13 protein-coding genes are annotated in these 17234 nt (G+C 65.8%); 9 read left to right on the top strand and 4 right to left on the bottom strand.

Features of this window, described 5'->3' with window-relative positions; translation table 11 throughout:
- The first annotated feature begins 179 nt into the window (after nt 1-179).
- From choX to BM198_RS01755, 4 genes are all read left to right on the top strand, one after another.
- Entirely contained in the window at nt 180-1115 is a 936-nt protein-coding gene (gene choX, locus BM198_RS01740; RefSeq protein WP_044409191.1) for a choline ABC transporter substrate-binding protein, read from the top strand.
- Between the two features lie 72 nt (nt 1116-1187).
- Nucleotides 1188-2075, top strand: a complete 888-nt coding sequence (locus tag BM198_RS01745) for a 3-dehydrocarnitine:acetyl-CoA trimethylamine transferase CdhC (RefSeq protein WP_074967305.1) — start codon at nt 1188-1190, stop codon at nt 2073-2075.
- 79 nt (nt 2076-2154) lie between these two features.
- Nucleotides 2155-3120, top strand: a complete 966-nt coding sequence (locus BM198_RS01750; RefSeq protein ID WP_074967307.1) for an L-carnitine dehydrogenase — start codon at nt 2155-2157, stop codon at nt 3118-3120.
- Between the two features lie 34 nt (nt 3121-3154).
- Nucleotides 3155-3634 (top strand): thioesterase family protein, encoded by a 480-nt coding sequence (locus BM198_RS01755; RefSeq protein ID WP_074967309.1) that lies wholly within the window; start codon nt 3155-3157, stop codon nt 3632-3634.
- Nucleotides 3635-3674: 40 nt separating this feature from the next.
- Here the strand turns inward: BM198_RS01755 and BM198_RS01760 are convergent, their stop codons facing one another.
- Nucleotides 3675-4307 carry a response regulator transcription factor gene (locus BM198_RS01760; protein WP_044409178.1) on the bottom strand — a complete coding sequence of 211 codons (633 nt, stop codon included), beginning with the start codon at nt 4305-4307 and terminating at the stop codon, nt 3675-3677.
- 450 nt (nt 4308-4757) lie between these two features.
- Here BM198_RS01760 and BM198_RS01765 point away from each other — a divergent pair, with 450 nt between their 5' ends.
- Nucleotides 4758-8390 carry a transporter substrate-binding domain-containing protein gene (locus BM198_RS01765; protein ID WP_083422291.1) on the top strand — a complete coding sequence of 1211 codons (3633 nt, stop codon included), beginning with the start codon at nt 4758-4760 and terminating at the stop codon, nt 8388-8390.
- On the opposite strand, the gene BM198_RS01770 is transcribed toward BM198_RS01765, so the two are convergent.
- The gene (locus BM198_RS01770; protein WP_074967311.1) at nt 8384-9574 is read right to left on the bottom strand and encodes an EAL domain-containing response regulator; all 1191 of its coding nucleotides are present in this window, start codon (nt 9572-9574) and stop codon (nt 8384-8386) included. The genes BM198_RS01765 and BM198_RS01770 overlap by 7 nt on opposite strands.
- Before the next feature lie 164 nt (nt 9575-9738).
- On the opposite strand from BM198_RS01770, the gene BM198_RS01775 reads away from it, so the two are divergent.
- The 4 genes from BM198_RS01775 to BM198_RS01790 all read left to right on the top strand — a co-directional run bounded on the left by BM198_RS01775 (nt 9739) and on the right by BM198_RS01790 (nt 14700).
- The gene (locus BM198_RS01775) at nt 9739-10371 is read left to right on the top strand and encodes a response regulator transcription factor (RefSeq protein WP_074967313.1); all 633 of its coding nucleotides are present in this window, start codon (nt 9739-9741) and stop codon (nt 10369-10371) included.
- A 287-nt stretch (nt 10372-10658) separates the two neighbouring features.
- Nucleotides 10659-11186, top strand: a complete 528-nt coding sequence (locus BM198_RS01780; RefSeq protein WP_074967315.1) for a fimbrial protein — start codon at nt 10659-10661, stop codon at nt 11184-11186.
- Nucleotides 11187-11288: 102 nt separating this feature from the next.
- Nucleotides 11289-11972, top strand: coding sequence for a fimbria/pilus periplasmic chaperone (locus BM198_RS01785; protein ID WP_244165657.1), 684 nt, complete (start codon nt 11289-11291; stop codon nt 11970-11972).
- A 205-nt stretch (nt 11973-12177) separates the two neighbouring features.
- Nucleotides 12178-14700, top strand: a complete 2523-nt coding sequence (locus BM198_RS01790; RefSeq protein ID WP_244165658.1) for a fimbria/pilus outer membrane usher protein — start codon at nt 12178-12180, stop codon at nt 14698-14700.
- A 79-nt stretch (nt 14701-14779) separates the two neighbouring features.
- Here the strand turns inward: BM198_RS01790 and BM198_RS01795 are convergent, their stop codons facing one another.
- Nucleotides 14780-15091, bottom strand: coding sequence for a hypothetical protein (locus BM198_RS01795; RefSeq protein WP_074967319.1), 312 nt, complete (start codon nt 15089-15091; stop codon nt 14780-14782).
- A gap of 552 nt (nt 15092-15643) precedes the next feature.
- On the bottom strand, nt 15644-16936 hold the full coding sequence (gene gbcA, locus BM198_RS01800; RefSeq protein WP_044409161.1) for a glycine-betaine demethylase subunit GbcA: 1293 nt from the start codon (nt 16934-16936) through the stop codon (nt 15644-15646).
- Nucleotides 16937-17234: the final 298 nt, after the last annotated feature.

Below are 17234 nucleotides of genomic sequence, written 5' to 3' on the forward strand. Positions count from 1 at the left end.
TAGAGGTGGTCGTTCTGGTTCGAATCGGCGGGGCGGGCGCTGCGTAAGTTGTGTCCATCGGGTTGACGTGGCGCCCGAGCACGGATGGAGTCGCCGGGCGGGTCGAGCGTGCCTGGAGCCGTCGACCCCGGCCTCCTGAACAACAAGTAGAAAGCCGCATGGCCGCAAGGGGAGCATCGATGAAACGTCTTACCGCATTCGCTGGTTGCTGTTTGTTCGCCCTGTCCCACACCGCTGCATTCGCCGCCGACGACGCCAGTTGCCAGAAGATCCGCATGGGCGTGGTGGGCTGGACCGACGTGGTCGCCACCTCCGCCGTCGCCAACGAGTTGCTGGGCAGCCTGGGTTACCAGACCAGCCAGACCCAGGCGTCGCAGCAGATCATCTTCGCGGGTATCCAGAAGAAGCAGGTGGACGTGTTCCTCGGCTACTGGAAGCCGATCATGGACGACAACATCAAGCCCTTCCTCGACAGCGGTGCCGTGAAGGTGGCGGCCCAGCCGTCCCTGGGCGATGCCGTGGCGGTGCTGGCGGTACCTACCTACACCGCCGAGCAGGGGCTGCGCACCTTCGCCGACATCGCCCGCTTCAAGGACCAGCTCGGCGGCAAGATCTACGGCATCGAGTCCGGCTCCGGCGCCAACCTGGCGATCCAGAAGATGATCGATGGCAACCAGTTCGGCCTGGGCGGCTTCAAGCTGGTGGAGTCCAGCGAGGCAGCGATGCTGACGGCGGTGAAGCGTGCGGTGAAGAACCACAAGCCGGTGGTGTTCTTCGGCTGGAAGCCGCACCCGATGAACATCCAGATGCCGGTGACCTACCTGACCGGCAGCGAGGATGTGTTCGGTCCCAACGACGGCGCCGCCACCGTCTCCACCGTGACCGCGCCGGACTTTGCCCAGCGTTGCCCCAATGCCAACCGGCTGGTCACCAGCCTGCGCTTCACCAGCGACCAGGAGGCGCAGCTGATGCAGCCGATCATGGAGCGCCAGGAGCCGGGCAAGGTCGCCCGCGAGTGGCTCAAGGCCAACCCGGCGGTGGTCAAGGGCTGGCTGGAAGGCGTGACCACCTTCGATGGCCGCAGCAGCGACCAGGCCGTCGCCTCCCTGAAGTAATGCCGTTCAACCCCGGTGCGCGGGTTCGCCCGCGCACGGTTTCCGATCGCCTCGCAGAAGGATGAATCCACCGTGAACCATGAAGTCATCGTCACCTGCGCCGTCACCGGCGCCGGCGATACCGTCGGCAAGCACCCGGCCATTCCCGTCACCCCGAAGGAGATCGCCGCCGCCGCCATCGAGGCGGCCAAGGCGGGCGCCACCGTCGCCCACTGCCATGTGCGCGACCCGCGTACCGGCAAGCCGAGCCGCGATGTGGCGCTGTACCGCGAGGTGGTGGAGCGCATCCGCGAGAGCGACACCGACGTGATCATCAACCTCACCGCCGGCATGGGCGGGGACCTGGAGATCGGCAAGGGCGAACAGCCGCTGGAGTTCGGCGCCGGTACCGACCTGGTGGGGCCGCTGGAGCGCCTGGCCCATGTGGAGGAACTGCTGCCGGAGATCTGCACCCTGGACTGCGGGACGCTGAACTTCGGCGATGGCGACTTCATCTACGTGTCCACCCCGGCCCAGCTGCGGGCGGGCGCCAGGCGCATCACCGAACTGGGGGTGAAGGCCGAGCTGGAGATCTTCGACACCGGCCACCTGTGGTTCGCCAAGCAGATGCTCAAGGAAGGGCTGCTGGAGGACCCGCTGATCCAGCTCTGCCTGGGGATTCCGTGGGGGGCGCCGGCGGACACCACGACCATGAAGGCCATGGCTGACAACCTGCCGCCCAGCCTGACCTGGGCCGGCTTCGGCATCGGCCGCATGCAGATGCCGATGGTGGCCCAGGCGATGCTGCTGGGCGGCAACGTGCGGGTCGGCCTGGAGGACAACATCTGGCTGGACCGGGGCGTGCACGCCAGCAACGGCCAACTGGTGGAGCGGGCCATCGAGATCATCGAGCGCCTGGGCGGCCGTGCCCTGAGCCCGGCCGAGGGCCGCGAGAAGATGAACCTCAAGCGCCGCGGCTGAGCAAACCCCTCATTCATATGCCGTCGCCCGGGCTTCAGCCCGGGGCGCAGCGTCAACCGACACAGGATCAGGAGCCACCATGGCCTTCACCACTCACATCAGAACCTTCGCCGCCCTTGGCAGCGGCGTGATCGGCAGCGGCTGGGTCGCCCGCGCCCTGGCCCACGGGCTGGACGTCGTCGCCTGGGACCCGGCGCCAGGTGCGGAGGCCGCGTTGCGGGCACGCATCGCCAATGCCTGGCCGGCCCTGGAGAAGCAGGGCCTGGCGCCGGGTGCGTCCCAGGCGCGCCTGCGCTTCGTCGACACCGTCGAAGAGTGCGTGCGGGACGCCGACTTCATCCAGGAGAGCGCTCCCGAACGCCTGGAGCTGAAGCTGGCGCTGCATGCGCAGATCAGCGCGGCGGCGCGCCCGGAGGTGATCATCGGTTCCAGCACCTCGGGGCTGCTGCCCAGCGAGTTCTACGCCGACGCGCAGCACCCGGAGCGCTGCGTGGTGGGGCACCCGTTCAACCCGGTCTACCTGCTGCCGCTGGTGGAGGTGGTGGGCGGGGAGAAGACGGCGCCGGAGGCGGTGCAGGCGGCGATCCAGGTCTACAGCGCACTGGGCATGCGCCCGCTGCACGTGCGCAAGGAGGTGCCGGGCTTCATCGCCGATCGCCTGCTGGAGGCGCTGTGGCGCGAGGCGCTGCACCTGGTCAACGACGGTGTGGCCAGCACCGGGGAGATCGACGATGCGATCCGCTTCGGTGCGGGGTTGCGCTGGTCCTTCATGGGCACCTTCCTCACCTACACCCTGGCCGGTGGCAACGCGGGGATGCGTCACTTCATGGCGCAGTTCGGGCCGGCCCTGCAGCTGCCCTGGACCTACCTGCCGGCGCCGGAACTGACCGAGACGTTGATCGACCGGGTGGTGGAGGGCACGGCGGTGCAGCAGGGCGAGCGCAGCATCGCCGAGCTGGAGCGTTACCGGGACGACTGCCTGCTGGCGGTGCTGGCGGCGATCAAGGACACCAAGGCCCGTCATGGCTTCGCCTTCGCGGAGTAGCCGGCATGGTCTTTCGATGGAGTGGAGCCCGGACATGAGCTACCCCCTGGTGACCTGCCGCACGCGCATTCCCGCGGAGTGGGTGGACTACAACGGCCACCTGCGCGATGCGTTCTACCTGCTGGTCTTCAGCTACGCCACCGATGCGCTGATGGAGGTGATCGGCCTCGACGAGAGCGGGCGCGCGGAGACCGGCCACACGCTGTACACGCTGGAGTGCCACCTGAACTTCCTGGCGGAAGTGAAGCTGGATGAAGCGGTGGAGGTGCACACCCAGGTGTTGGGCGTGGACGCCAAGCGCCTGCACATCCACCACAGCCTCTACCGGCCGGACGAACCGGTGATGCTCGCAGCCAGTGAGCAGATGCTGATGAACGTGGACGCCGCTACGGCGCGCTCCTGCGCGTTCGCACCCGGAGTGGCGGAACGGGTCGGGGCGTTGTTCGAGGAGCACCGGGCGTGTCCGCTGCCGGCGTATGTGGGGCGGGTGATCGGGCTACCGTCTTCGCGATGAAGGCGGCGCCCCGGCGCAAGGGCCGGGGCTCGGCGCGGGGTCAGGTCGGCAAGGCGTAGCGGCGGGCGAAGTCGATGAGGTCCACCAGGTTGCGGGTCTTCAGCTTGTCCATCAGTCGGGACTTGTAGGTGCTGACCGTCTTGTGGCTGATGAACAGCTGCTCGGCGATTTCCTTGTTGTTCTTGCCGTTGGCCAGGTTCTGCAGCACGGCCAGCTCACGGTCGGAGAGGCTGTCCAGCAACTGGCTGTCGTTCGGGCTGCCGCCTTCCTGGGCGCCGGAGGGCAGGTGCACGGTGCTGGGGAACAGGCTGTAGCCGGAGAGCACCGAGCGGGTGGCGGAGATCAGGCTCACGGCCTGCTCCTGCTTGGAGAGGTAGCCGGTGGCACCGGCCTGCAGGCAGCGATTGGCATACAGCGCGGCCGGCAGCGAGGTGAGCACCAGCAGCTTGAGGTTCACGTCCATCGCGCTGAGGCGCCCCAGCACTTCCAGGCCGTCGAGCTTGGGAATGGCGATGTCGAGAATGACCAGGTCGGGGCGCAGGGAGCGGGCCATGCTGAGGCCTTCCACGCCGTTTTCGGTTTCACCGACGATTTCATAACCTTCGCGTTCCAGCAGTACGCGAGTCGCGAAACGAATCATGGGCTGGTTGTCGATCAGCAGAATCTTGCTCATCTGGTTGGTTCTCCTGCTCAAGTTTCTCAATTCAATAGGAAGGCGCACGGAAGCCTTCGGGAACTTGCCGTATAGGTGTGTTAAAGGATCGGTCTTTTGCCGTCCTGACCGCGAACGACGGGGGTATGGGCCCGAGCGCGATGTCGATCAAGTTGGCATTGAGCGATTCTTCTCAGAATCTTGCTCGCTGTCTTTCGGACTATTCCGAATACTTCGTTTTTCTGCCCGGCTAACTTGTACGACCTGATTTATCTGTCTGATGAGGCGGCTTAAAAAGTTTGGCTAAGCATGTAGAGCGCGGATTATATTTGCGGTGCGCGGCGGGATTGGTCTTTTGGGAAGTTTCCTACAAGACATGTAGGTATTACTTTTATGTACGTCCCCTTAGGGTCGCCTGTCTGCTCTTGAACTAAGGTTTCCCCGACACCTCTTTTCCCTGCAGGTGGGTCTGTGTCCCGTATTTCCGTCCTCCGCACACTCTCCCTGTGCCTGTCTTTGCTGTGCCTGTCGTTCGGCGGTGTCGTCCTGGCCGAGGAAGGGCGCGCGCTCTCGCTGTCCAGCCAGGTGGTGGTGGACCAGCAGGAGCTGGAAATTTCCGAATCCGACTGGCACTGGTTGCGCCAGCGCCGTGAGTTGGTCTTGGGCGTGCTGGCCCAGGGGTATCCGCCCCTGGAGATTCTCCAGGGGCAGGGGGCCTACCAGGGCATGACGCCGGATGCGGCCGCGCTGCTGGGGCAGATGCTCGGTCTGCAGATCCGCCTGCGTGCCTACCCCGACCGTGCGGCGCTGGAGAAGGCGCTGCTGGCCGGGGACATCGACCTGTTCGGTGCCGACAGCCATGGCGAGCAGGAGCCGGGGCTTGCCCGCAGCCTGGCCTACGGCTCCAGCCGGCTGGCGTTGTTCCGCCGTGGCGATGACCGTCGTGAGTTTCCCGATGACCTCAAGGACCTGAAGGTGGCCTACACGCCGGGGCACGGCGATGCCGTGGCGCTGTTCCCGTCCGCCCAGGCGCTGCCGGTCGACACGGTGGAAGAAGGCGTCGCCGATGCGGCGTTCGGCCGTGCGGACCTGCTGCTGGCCGATGTGGTGCCGGTCTACTACCTGCTGAACCGCGCCTTCTACGGCACGGTGCGTTTCGAGCGCTATGTGGATTGGCCCGGCGGCGAGCTGGCCTTCGTGGTGCGTCAGTCCGACCCGCAACTGCTGCGGGGGATCGATGGGGCACTGCGTGCAGTCGGTCGCTCGCGCCTGGACGAGATCGCTCGCCGTTGGGTGGGCAACGGTGTGATGCCGGCGGCCGAGCGCATGGTGCTCACCCCGGAGGAGGCGCGCTGGGTGCAGCGTCATCCGGTGGTGCGCGTGGCAGTGGACGACGACCTGGCGCCCCTGGCCTTCTTCGACGGCAACGGGCAGTTCCAGGGCATCATCGCCGAGCTGCTGGACCTGGTGCGGCTGCGTACCGGGCTGCGCTTCGAGGCCGTCAGCCGCACCGGCGGCTACGCCGGCCAGATCGACGCCCTGACCTCCGGCCTGGCGGATGTGGGGCTGCTGACGCAGGACCATGAGCGGGAAACCCTGCTGCGTTTCACCCGGCCGATCACCAGCAGCCCCTTCGTGCTGGTCACCCGTTCCGGCGCCGATGGCCTCGGCGAGTCGGTGGGGGACCTGTCCGGTCGCGTGCTCGCCCTGGGGCGCGGCCATGTGGCGCGGGAGGCGATCCGCCGTGCCTTCCCCAAGGCGGAACTGGTGGAACCCGGTTCGACCCTGGATGCCTTGCACAGTGTCGACACCGGCCGCGCTGATGCCGCCCTGGTGGGACTTCCGGTGGCCCGCTATTACCTGGTGCGGATGTTCCAGGGCCGCCTGGCCATCGCCCAGGTGGCGCCGGTGGGGCCGGCCACGGCCAACTTCGCGGTGCGTCGGGGCGATACCGAGCTGCAGGCGATCCTCGACCGGGCGCTGGCCGAGCTGTCGCCCGACGAGCTGGCCGCCACGGCCAACCGCTGGCGCGGCATGCCGGGCATGAGCCCGCAGACCTGGCGCGACTACGGTGTGCTCATCCAGCGAATCATCATCGGTGCGGCGGTGCTCCTGCTGCTGGTGCTGGCCTGGGTGCTGCACCTGCGGCGCCAGGTGCGCCGGCGCCAGCTCGCCGAGCGCCAGTTGCAGGATGAACTGCGCTTCATCGAAACCTTGATCGACAGCATGCCGCCGCCGGTCTATGTGCGGGACACCGAAGGGCGCCTGCTGTCGTGCAACCGCAGCTACCTGCAGACCCTTGGCCTGCCCCGCGAGGCGGTGATCGGCCTGACGGTGACCGAGCTGCCGGTGGATTTCCCGGACGCCGCCGAATTCCACCAGCGGCAACTGCAGGCGATTGCCGAAGGGCAGCTGCAGCGCTCGGTGCATGAGCTGTCCCTGGGCGGTCGCACCCTGTGGATCGAGCACTGGATCCAGCCCTTCCAGGATTCCACCGGGGTCACCCGTGGGGTGATCTGCGGCTGGCTGGACCTCACCGAGCACCACAACCTGGTGCTGGAGTTGGAAGCGGCGAAGAACATGGCTGACGCGGCCAGCCGCGCCAAGACCACCTTCCTCGCCACCATGAGCCACGAGATCCGCACGCCGATGAATGCGGTGATCGGCATCCTCGAACTGGCGCTCAAGCGTGCGGCCGACCGCCCCATCGACCCGGCCAGCATCGAGGTGGCCTACACCTCGGCGAAGGGCTTGCTGGAGCTGATCGGCGACATCCTCGACATCGCCCGCATCGAGTCCGGTCGGCTCAGCCTGTCACCGCGCCGGGCCAACCTCCGGGAGCTGGTGGAGTCGGTGGCGCGGGTGTTCGACGGTCTGGCGCGGCAGAAGGGGCTGGTGCTGAACCTGGACATCGATGGCGGCATCCAGGGCGATGTGCTGGTGGATGGCATGCGCTTCAAGCAGGTGCTGTCCAACCTGGTCAGCAACGCCATCAAGTTCACCCGTGAAGGCAGCGTCAGCGTGCGCATCCATGGCGAGGACGGCGAGTCCGACCAGTTGCACGTCTACCTCAGCGTGGCGGACACCGGCATCGGTATCGACCCGGCGGACCAGGCGCGCCTGTTCCAGCCCTTCGAGCAGGTGCAGCGCAGCACCGGGGCGATGGAAGGGGCAGGGCTGGGGCTGGTGATCTGCCGCTCGCTCTGCGAAATGATGGGCGGCCGCCTGACCCTGGACAGCGCCCTCGGGCGCGGCACCCGGGTGGATGTGGAGCTGCGCCTGCTGCGGCTCGACCCGATCCCGCTGATGGAAATCGCCCGCCAGGAGGAGGCCCAGGCCCGGCGGAGGCTGAAAGTGCTGGTGGTGGACGACCACCCGGTGAACCGGCAGATCCTCGCCCAGCAGCTCGCCTACCTGGGGCACACCGTGGTGGAGGCAGCGGACGGGGTGGATGCTCTGGCGCGCTGGCGCGAGCAGGCCTTCGACGTCGTTGCCACCGACTGCCACATGCCACGCATGAACGGTGCAGACCTGGCCCGCGCCATCCGCGAGGACGAGCGCCAGCAGGGGCGCGTGCCGGCCCTGATCCTCGGGCTGACCGCCGACGCCCAGCAGGAAGAAGTGGAGCGCGGCCTCAAGGCCGGGATGGACGATTGCCTGGTCAAGCCCATCGGGCTGGACCTGCTGGAGGAAAAGCTCGGCGGTGCCCCGGGCGCCTCACCCGCGCCAGTCGAGCCGACAGCGGGCGAGGCTGCGGCGTTGTTCGACCTGAGCCCTCTGGCGCCGTTGACCGGTGGCGATCCGGGCCTGGCGGTGAACCTGCTGCGGGAGTTGCTCAACACCAACCGACGCGACCTCGCTGCGCTGGAAGAGCAGGTGCGCCAGCACGACGCCTCGGCGCTGTTCGAGCTGGCCCATCGGCTCAAGGGCGCAGCGCGGGTGATCAAGGCCACCCAGGTGATCGAAGCCTGCGAGTACCTGTCGCGGGCCAGTGTGGTGGAACGGCCGCGCACCGAGGCCCTTGAGGCTGGCGTGGAGGCTGTGCGACGGGCCCTGGATGCCCTGGAGCGTGGCCTGCTCCAGCAGATGCCGGAGCTTCAGTGAAGCGTCGGGCGCTCCACCAGCAGGCGGTCGAAGTCCGGACGGGCCAGCGGTCGGGAGAAGAGGAAGCCCTGGCCTTCGGTGCAGCCCAGGGACAGCAGGCGCTCGCGCTGCTGGCGGGTCTCGATGCCTTCGATGATCAGGCTGATGTCCATGGCTTTGGCCAGCGCCACCGCGCTGCTGATCACCGCGCCGCTGCGGGGCTGGCTGGTGAGCTTGCGGGCGAAACCGGCGTCCAGCTTCACCTGGCTGAAGGGCAGGTCGCAGAGGCGGTCGAGGGAGGAGTAGCCGGTGCCGAAGTCGTCCATCGACAGGCCGCAACCCATCATGCGCAGGCGAACGAGGTTCTCCAGGCTGGTGGTCGGGGCGCTGAACAGGCCGGTCTCGGTGACTTCGAAGGTGATGCCATCGGCGGGCAGGCCGGCTTCTTCCAGGTATTCGCGGACCCGCTCGGGGAGGGCGTTGTCGCTCAGTTGGCCGGGCTGGAGGTTGAAGGCGATGTTCAGCGAGCGGCCCTCGCGAGCGAGGCAGCGCTGCAGCTCCAGGCCCTGGCGGAAGATCTGCCAGAACATGCGGTTGATCAGGCCGTGGGCCTCCATCATCTGCAGGAACTGCGCGGGCATCAGCACGCCGTGCTGCGGGTGGCGCCAGCGGGCCAGGGCCTCGGCGCCGATCAGTTCGCCACTGCGCAGGTCCACCTTGGGCTGGAACCAGGCTTCGAACTGGCCCAGTTCCAGGCCTTCCAGCAGTTCGTCGCGGGAGGGCAGTTCGAGGACTTCCGGCTCGCCCAGCCCACGGGCCTGGTTGGCTTCGTAGCGGGCCAGCAGTTGCGCGGCCCGCTCGATGTCGAAGGGCTTGCCCAGGTCACCCAGGCATTCCAGCCCGAGGGTGCGGATCATCGATTGGGTGGCCTGGCGCAGGGGCGCTTCCACGGCACTGCTGAGGATCACCGAGCGCACGGCGCCGGAATGGCTGGCGTGGCGGAGGAAGGCCAGGCCGTCCATGCCCGACATGCGCAGGTCGCACAGCACGACATCGACGCCTCCGCAGCTCTGCAGTTCGGCCAGGGCGCTGGCGCCGTCGCCGGCCTGGTGGATGCGCTGGACCCCCAGCTTCTGCAAGGCGGTGACGGCGATCAGGCGCTGGAAGGGTTCGTCTTCCAGAACCAGAATGCTGATGTTCTTCATGGCGAGGGCTCGGTTGGTAAAAAGTCCGGCCACGTTACGCAGGCAGTCCAAGTGCAGCTAGGCGAAGCGTCGGTAGCGTTTGTAGGAAATTTCATCTGTGGCACGACTGTGTCACAGTTTTGTCGGGGCTCACCTGAGCCGTGGTCCAGCGCGAGGTCGCAAGTATGAGAACAGCCCTGATCGTCGATGATCACCCGGTGATCCGCATGGCGGTGCGCATGCTCCTGGAGCGCAACGGGCTCGAGGTGGTGGGCGAGGCCGACAACGGCGTCGATGCCGTGCAGCTGGTGCGCCAGCACGAGCCGGATGTGGTCATCCTCGATATCGGCATTCCCCGCCTGGACGGCCTCAACGTCATCAGCCGCATCCGCTCGCTGGGGCTCGACAGCCATGTGCTGGTGCTCACCTCATTGCCCGCCGAGGGCTTCTGTCAGCGCTGCCTGCAGGCGGGGGCACGGGGCTTCGTGAGCAAGGAGGAGGACCTGCAGAACCTGGTGATCGCCATCAACTCCATCAGCGCCGGCTTCACCTTCTTCCCCGCCGACGTGTTTCCGGTGGGGCAGGGCGCGCCGGCCAGCGAGCAGGAGTTGGTGGGGCGCTTGTCCAACCAGGAGCTGATGGTGCTGCAGTACCTGGCGTCCGGTCTTGGCAACAAGGAAATCGCCGAGCGCATGCTGCTCAGCAACAAGACCGTGAGCACCTACAAGAGCCGCATCCAGCAAAAGCTCAACCTCGCCTCGCTCCTCGAACTCATCGAGTTCGCCCGACGCAACGACCTGAGCGCTCGGCAGCAGTAGCCGCTCTACCTCGCACTTCTCCCTCCTGGCGCCCGCTCGGGCGCCTTCTTCTGGGGCTCTGAAGCCAGCCTCAGAAAAGGTTTCAGATCCAGGTGAAATTTCCTACAGCCCGCATGGGCCGGGGACTCCATTCCCGGCTTGAGGCCGTCGATATCATTGTGCCCGCCACGCTGAAGTGCGATGCGGTTCTCAATACGAGGTCGGCAAGCGCTCAGTTCTGGTTCCGACTCTAGAGGTCAATCTTTCATTTCGGCGCGTGGAACCAGGCGCCTCTACAGGAGAGTTAAATGAAAAAGTTCCTCACCGCTGGCGCGGCCCTGGTCGGTTTCGGCCTGAGCAACCTGGCACTGGCTTCTGACGGCACGATCACCTTTAAGGGCGAAGTCTCCAGCAAGACCTGCACCATTGACAGCAATACCCTCAATCAAAATGTGGAAATGCCAGTCGTTTCCCAAACCTCGCTGGCTCCCGGCCAGAGGGCTGGTGCCAAGCAGTTCGAAATTCGCGTCAGCGCTTGCACTGCTGGCACCAAGGTCAAGGCTCATTTTGACGCGGGCTCTACGGTCGATGCTGTCGAAGGCGTTCTCAAGAACCAGAGCAAAGACGCTAATGCATCCAACGCCTTTGTTCAGATCCTCAACAAGAACGGTGATCCTATCAATCTGGTGAATGGAACCAACAACCTTGAGGAAGTGACCGGCACCAACAACGACGCCGTGTTGTTGTTCTCGGCCGCTTACCTTGCCCCGAAGGTCGATCCCATCAAGCCCGGTCCTGTGCTGACGAATGTCTCCTACACCATGACCTACGAGTAATACCCCCTACTCGCCCGGGACCTCCCGGGCGAGTTGCCTCTACGGTACTTCCCCATGTCCCTGCGCATCTCATTCACGCGATGGCTACTGGCTGTCACGACCTTGTTGACCCTGTCCGGCGCCCATGCTGGCATCGTGGTCAATGGCACCCGGTTCATCTACCCCGCGAAGCAGCAGGAGATCGGGGTGCGCGTCAGCAATGACGGCAATCAGCCTTCCCTGGTCCAGGTGTGGATCGACCGGGGTGACCCCGAGATTCGCCCCGAGAACGCTGAAGCTCCCTTCGTCATGACGCCGCCCCTGTTTCGTGTAGAGCCCGGAAAAGGCCAGAGCGTGAGGGTTTCCTTCATCGGCGAGCCCCTGCCCAAGGACCGCGAGAGCGTGTTCTGGCTGAACCTGCTGGACGTGCCGCCCATGCCCAGCGAGGACGGCAACTACATGCAGTTCGCCATCCGCACCCGGGTCAAGCTGTTCTATCGCCCCGAAGGGCTTCCGGGTCGCCCGGACCGCGCCATCGAGCAGGTGGCCTGGAGCCTGGCCAGCATCGACGGCAAGCCCGTGCTCAGGGCCACCAACCGCAGTGCCTACAACGTGTCTTTCGGCGATATCGCCCTGCGTGCCAACGGCCGCGACTACAAGGCTGGCAGCGGCATGGTCGGGCCCTTCGGCAGCCACGACTTCCCGGTTACCGGGTTGTCCGGCATGCCGGCATCCGGTCGCGTGGTGCTGCAGTGGATCAACGACTACGGCGCCAGCGTCGGTCAGGAGAGCAGCCTGGACAAGTAGGTCCGGGCATTAGTCGCCATTTTCTTTACACGAATCCCAAGGAGCATCGCGCTGGTCGATGCGAGGTGTACCCATGACTTCGCTTCCCGATACGGATGCCGTTGGCCTCACAAGGGCCTTACTCCCGGGCGGTCAGCGGCGGTGCCCTGTCGTACGCCCACACCTGTTGGCTTTTGCCGTGGCCATGGCCTCGCTCGGGGGGGCGATGGGCCTCGTCGATGCGGACGAATTGCCCAATAGCCCTCGCTTTGCGGCCTTCAACCCCGACTTCCTGTTCAATGGCTCGGGGCAGGGTGAAGCGGTGGACCTGTCCCGCTTCAGCCGCGGCACCGTGCTGCCGGCGGGCACCTATCGGCTGGACATCCTCCTCAACGAGCGCTGGATAGGCCGCCAGGAAGTCCGCCTGCAGGACGACAAGGACGCGCCCAACGGCGCCCGGGTCTGCTTCACCCCGACCCAGCTGGGCACCATCGGCCTCGACCTGGACAAGCTGCCGGACCCGGCGGCCGCCCGAGCGAAGCTGGAAAGCGAGGAGTGCCTGGACCTGACGCAACTGGTGCCGTCCTCCAGCGTCAACGTCGATCTGTCCGAACTCAGCGCCTACCTAAGCGTCCCCCAGGCCTATCTCGGCCGACAGGTGCGCGGTGAAGTGGACCCCCGGGACTGGGATCGTGGCGTCACTGCCGGTTTCATCGGCTACAGCGCCAACCTCTACCGGAACCACACCGACAGTGGCGATACCCAACAGCTCAGCATCGGGCTCAACAACGGCATCAATCTGGGCGACTGGCGGCTGCGTACCAATGGCAACTACAACCGCTCCAGCTCGTCGGGCGCCCCGTCGCGCAGCCACTACAGCAACAGCAGCACCTACGTGCAGCGGGACCTGACCGGCATCCGTTCGCAACTGACCGTGGGCGACTACTACACGCCGGGCGAGCTGTTCGACAGCGTGCCCTTCCGGGGCGTGCAGGTGAGTTCGGACGACCGCATGCTGCCCGACGCCCTGCGCGGTTATGCACCGGTCATCCGCGGCGTGGCGGAGACCAACGCCAAGGTCACCATCCGCCAGGGTGCGTCGATCCTCCACGAGGTCACGGTCTCCCCCGGGCCGTTCAGCATCGAGGACCTCTACGACTCGGGCTACTCCGGCGACCTGGAGGTCACCGTGACCGAGGCGGATGGCCGCCAGCGCACCTTCCTCGTACCTTACGCCTCCGTGGCCCAGTTGCTGCGCCCGGGCATGTCGCGCTTCAGCGTCACCGCCGGCGAGTACCGCAACGACTCGGCCGAGCGCGTCCCTCGCTTCGTCCAGGGCACCTACCAGCGTGGTATCTCCAACGACTGGAGTGCCTACACCGGCAGCATCATCGCCGAGAAGTACATGGCGGTTCAGGGCGGTGTGGCCCTGAGTACCGGGCTGGGTGCCTTGGCACTGGACGTGACCCAGTCGCAGGTCAAGGAGTCCCCCCTGCGCACCGAGGACTCGACGCCCAAGGGCGGCCGCAGCTACCGGATGACCTACTCGAAGCTGGTGGACGCGACCCAGACCAACTTCACCATGGCGGCCTATCGCTTCTCCAGTCGCGGCTACCTGAGCTTCAGCGACTACGCCCAGGCTTACGGTAATCCCCAGGGCGGACTCTATCGCCAGCGCAGCCGCTTCCAGGTGAGTGCCACGCAACCCCTGCCGGGGGAAATGGGCAGCCTCTACCTGAGCGGCTCGTCGCAGAAGTACTGGGACGCCTCGCGCAAGGGCGACATGACCTTCCAGGGCGGCTACTCCAACAGCTACCGCTGGGGCTCCATGAGCCTGTCGGTGGGGCGTACCCGCATGGGCGAGGGGTACGAGAACCAGTACATGATGAGTTTCAACATTCCCATCGGCGATGTAGGTCGTTCCGCCAGCCTCAGCACGTCGGTCAACTACGCCAAGGGCCGCAGCAGCACCCAGGCCAGCCTGAGCGGCTCCCTCGGGGAACAGTCCCAGGCCAGCTACAGCCTCTATGGCTCCACCAGTCGCGACCAGGGCGAGCGTTCCAACAACACCGGTGGCAGCTTCAACTACCGTGCCTCCGCTGTGTCCCTCAACGCCGGATTGAGCAAAGGCACCGGCTACCGCCAGGAGAACCTCGGCGCGATGGGCACCATCGTGCTCCACCCGGGGGGCGTCAACTTCACCCAGACCCAGGGCGAAACCCTCGCCATCATCGAGGCCAAAGGCGCCCAGGGTGCCTATGTGTCGAACGATGCCGGGACGCGGATTGCCGGCAATGGCTACGCCGTGGTCGGTGGGCTGTCCCCGTATCGGCAGAACCAGGTGGTGATCGACCCGGCCGGGCTGTTCCGCAACGTGGAGCTGCAGGTCACCGAGCAATCGGTGGCGCCCCGCCATGGCGCGGTGGTCATGCTCAACTACCCGACCATCAGCGGCATCCCGGTGCTGTTGAAGATCGTGCGGGACAACGGCGAGAACCCGCCGCTGGGCTCCGAAGTGCTCGATGCCGATGGCAAGAGCCTGGCAATGGTGGGGCAGGCGGGCCGTGCGTTCCTGAGGGGGCTGGATCCGACCGGATCGCTGGTGGTGCGTTGGGGCAGCGACCCCGACAAGCGTTGCACCTTCGAGTACCGGCTGCCGGAAGCAGACCCGGATGATCTCAATTACCAGCAGTTGGAAGTTCGCTGTATCACCCGTACCGGGCGTTCCGAGGTCGCGTTCGCCGACTGACGCCTGGGCTATCTGAACGCTTTTCCTCATCAGGGCCGGTCTTTACCAGCCCTGTCTTTTTCTGCACGTCCGAACTGACTCAGTTGAAGGTGACGGTGATGATCCCGCCCTTGCGGCCCGAGCGGGTCGTGATGGGCTTCATTGCCACGCTCTGGGTCTGGGCAACGCCTGCACAGGTCGAGTCATGGAAGGGATCGGTCGGGGTGCGCGGGCTGATGCCATTGGCGCGTCCCACATTGTTCTGCCAGACACTTGTAGGAACGCTGCACATATCCTTTACGATTCGGCCCTGAAAGGTGATCTGACCATGAGCAGGTTCGTTGGCATTGGCTTGGGCAGCGCCCAGGGCCAGGAAAAGGGCGACGGCGGAGAGACTCAGTATTTTTTTCATGTTTAGGACTCCTCACAGACATGCCCTGAGTAAAAATCAGCGCGCTCCTACAATCCAGTTTTTTGCTGTCCTCTTTTTCTGTAGGCGACCTCGGGTGGGACGCCCTTGCGTCACAGTTCCATTTGCGACTGCCGATATTTTGTGACCACGTTCATTTCGTGGTCCTCGTCAGAAATTTCCTATATGGATCTTTCGTCCCTTAAAGGCCACAATCGGGCAGTCATCCCGCCGCAGGCACACTCCAAAAGCACCTCTGCTCCACCCGCCTCGCACACACGGCCAAGCCCCCTCGTTCAGCACCGACTGCCTTCATTTGCCTTTTCCGCCCCTGCGCAGGTGGTGGAGTGGTTTTCTGCGGGCATGAAAAAGGCCCATCGCGCTGGCGCGATGGGCCATATAAAAAAGCCCCCGTCAGGGCCGACGACCTGACGGGGGCGAGGGGTGTCCCTGACGGGACCTCAGTGTGTTGCTGTCAGCGCCGGGAGCGTTTGCAGGCCAGCGCCGCGTAGAGCACGAGCAGGATGAGGAATCCCAGGCTCAGGGACATGTCGCTTACTCGGCGCCGACCTGGCGCAGCTTGGTCGCCGGGGTGTCGCCCAGGTTGTTGAGCATCCGCTCGCTGTACCAGTCGAGGAAGTTGATCACGCCGAACTCGTAGGTCTTCGAGTAGGGGCCGGGCTGGTAGGCGGAGGAGTTGATGCCGCGCTGGTTCTCCTCGGCCAGGCGACGGTCCTGGTCGTTGGTGGCGTCCCACACCTCGCGCAGGCGCGCCACGTCGTAGTCCACGCCTTCTACCGCGTCCTTGTGCACCAGCCACTTGGTGGTGACCACGGTCTCCTGCGGGCCGATGGGCCACACGGTGAAGACGATCATGTGGTCGCCCATGCAGTGGTTCCAGGAGTGCGGCAGGTGGAGGATGCGCATGGAGCCCAGGTCCGGGTTCTGGATGCGGCCCATCAGCTTCTTGCTGCCCTGCTTGCCGTCCATGGTCATGGACACGGTGCCTTCGAGCAGCGGCATGCGCACGATGCGGTTGCGCAGGCCGAAGCTGGCGTGGGCATAGGGGATCTTCTCCGCGTCCCAGGCCCGGGTGCAGGCGGCCACCTGGTCCTTGAAGGCCTGGCTGGCGCGCGGGTCGGTCACGTCGTCCCACTCCAGCAGGGTGTTGAGCAATTCCGGGTGCGAACCGCTGCAGTGGTAGCACTCGCGGTTGTTCTCCATCACCAGCTTCCAGTTGGCGGCCTCACGCAGGGTGGTCTGCACGGCCACCTTGGTGTTCTCCATGTCATAGGGCTCCATGTAATGGGCCAGCGTGGAGAGGAAGTCGTCGATGGCCGGCGGGTTCTCCGCCAGGCTGATGAAGATGTAGCCACCGGCGGTCTTCACGTGCACCGGCTTCAGGCCGTACTGCTTCATGTCGAAGTCGGCACCCATCTCGGTGCCGGCGAACAGCAGGCGGCCGTCCAGTTCGTAGGTCCACTGGTGGTAGGGGCAGACCAGCTTGGCCACCTTGCCCTTGTCGCTGACGCACAGGCGCGAGCCGCGATGGCGGCAGACGTTGTGGAAGGCATGGACCTGGCCTTCGGCGCCGCGCAGGACGATCACCGGGTTGTCGCCCACCTGCAGGGTCAGGTAGTTGCCCTTGGCCGGGATCTCGCAGGTCATGCCGGCGATCAACCACTCCTTGTGGAAGATCTCCTGCATGTCGAGCTGGAACAGGCGCTCGTCGTTGTAGAACGGCTGGGGCAGCGAGAAGGTGTGGTCGCGCTCCTTGAGCATGGCGGCCGTGGCCTTGCGTGCGGGTTCGAGCGGGTCGACCAGGCTCAGGGGGGAAGTGACGTCCATCGGTAACTCCTCAAAAGGCTGGTCGCACCGGCGACCGCCGCAATGGGTGGCTGATTCGGTTGTCACGCAAGGCGGCGTGACGTGCCCCTCTGTTCTCCCTGGCCGACTGCAGGCCCTGCTGCGGATACGAGGGTGGTTTTTCGAAAAGCCTCGTGTTCTGGCTGGGGCCGAGTGTGCTGTCGCCATGGGGTACGACCTTATCCACGGGCGACACGGCCGCATCCGTTTCCGACGCTCGAGCCCTTGTGGTTGCTGGCAGGTCGCGATGAGCATGCGAATGTCGCTGGCAGGTAAGTGG

Origin of the sequence: Metapseudomonas otitidis (assembly GCF_900111835.1) — a bacterium.
Lineage (GTDB): Bacteria > Pseudomonadota > Gammaproteobacteria > Pseudomonadales > Pseudomonadaceae > Metapseudomonas > Metapseudomonas otitidis.

Bases quoted from the DNA above. Each gene is read 5' to 3' on its own strand.
- choX (WP_044409191.1), top strand. From the start codon at position 180: ATGAAACGTCTTACCGCATTCGCTGGTTGCTGTTTGTTCGCCCTGTCC.
- BM198_RS01750 (WP_074967307.1), top strand. From the start codon at position 2,155: ATGGCCTTCACCACTCACATCAGAACCTTCGCCGCCCTTGGCAGCGGC.
- BM198_RS01755 (WP_074967309.1), top strand. From the start codon at position 3,155: ATGAGCTACCCCCTGGTGACCTGCCGCACGCGCATTCCCGCGGAGTGG.
- BM198_RS01795 (WP_074967319.1), bottom strand. From the start codon at position 15,091: ATGAAAAAAATACTGAGTCTCTCCGCCGTCGCCCTTTTCCTGGCCCTG.
- BM198_RS01760 (WP_044409178.1), bottom strand. From the start codon at position 4,307: ATGAGCAAGATTCTGCTGATCGACAACCAGCCCATGATTCGTTTCGCG.
- BM198_RS01775 (WP_074967313.1), top strand. From the start codon at position 9,739: ATGAGAACAGCCCTGATCGTCGATGATCACCCGGTGATCCGCATGGCG.
- gbcA (WP_044409161.1), bottom strand. From the start codon at position 16,936: ATGGACGTCACTTCCCCCCTGAGCCTGGTCGACCCGCTCGAACCCGCA.
- BM198_RS01790 (WP_244165658.1), top strand. From the start codon at position 12,178: ATGGGCCTCGTCGATGCGGACGAATTGCCCAATAGCCCTCGCTTTGCG.
- BM198_RS01770 (WP_074967311.1), bottom strand. From the start codon at position 9,574: ATGAAGAACATCAGCATTCTGGTTCTGGAAGACGAACCCTTCCAGCGC.
- BM198_RS01780 (WP_074967315.1), top strand. From the start codon at position 10,659: ATGAAAAAGTTCCTCACCGCTGGCGCGGCCCTGGTCGGTTTCGGCCTG.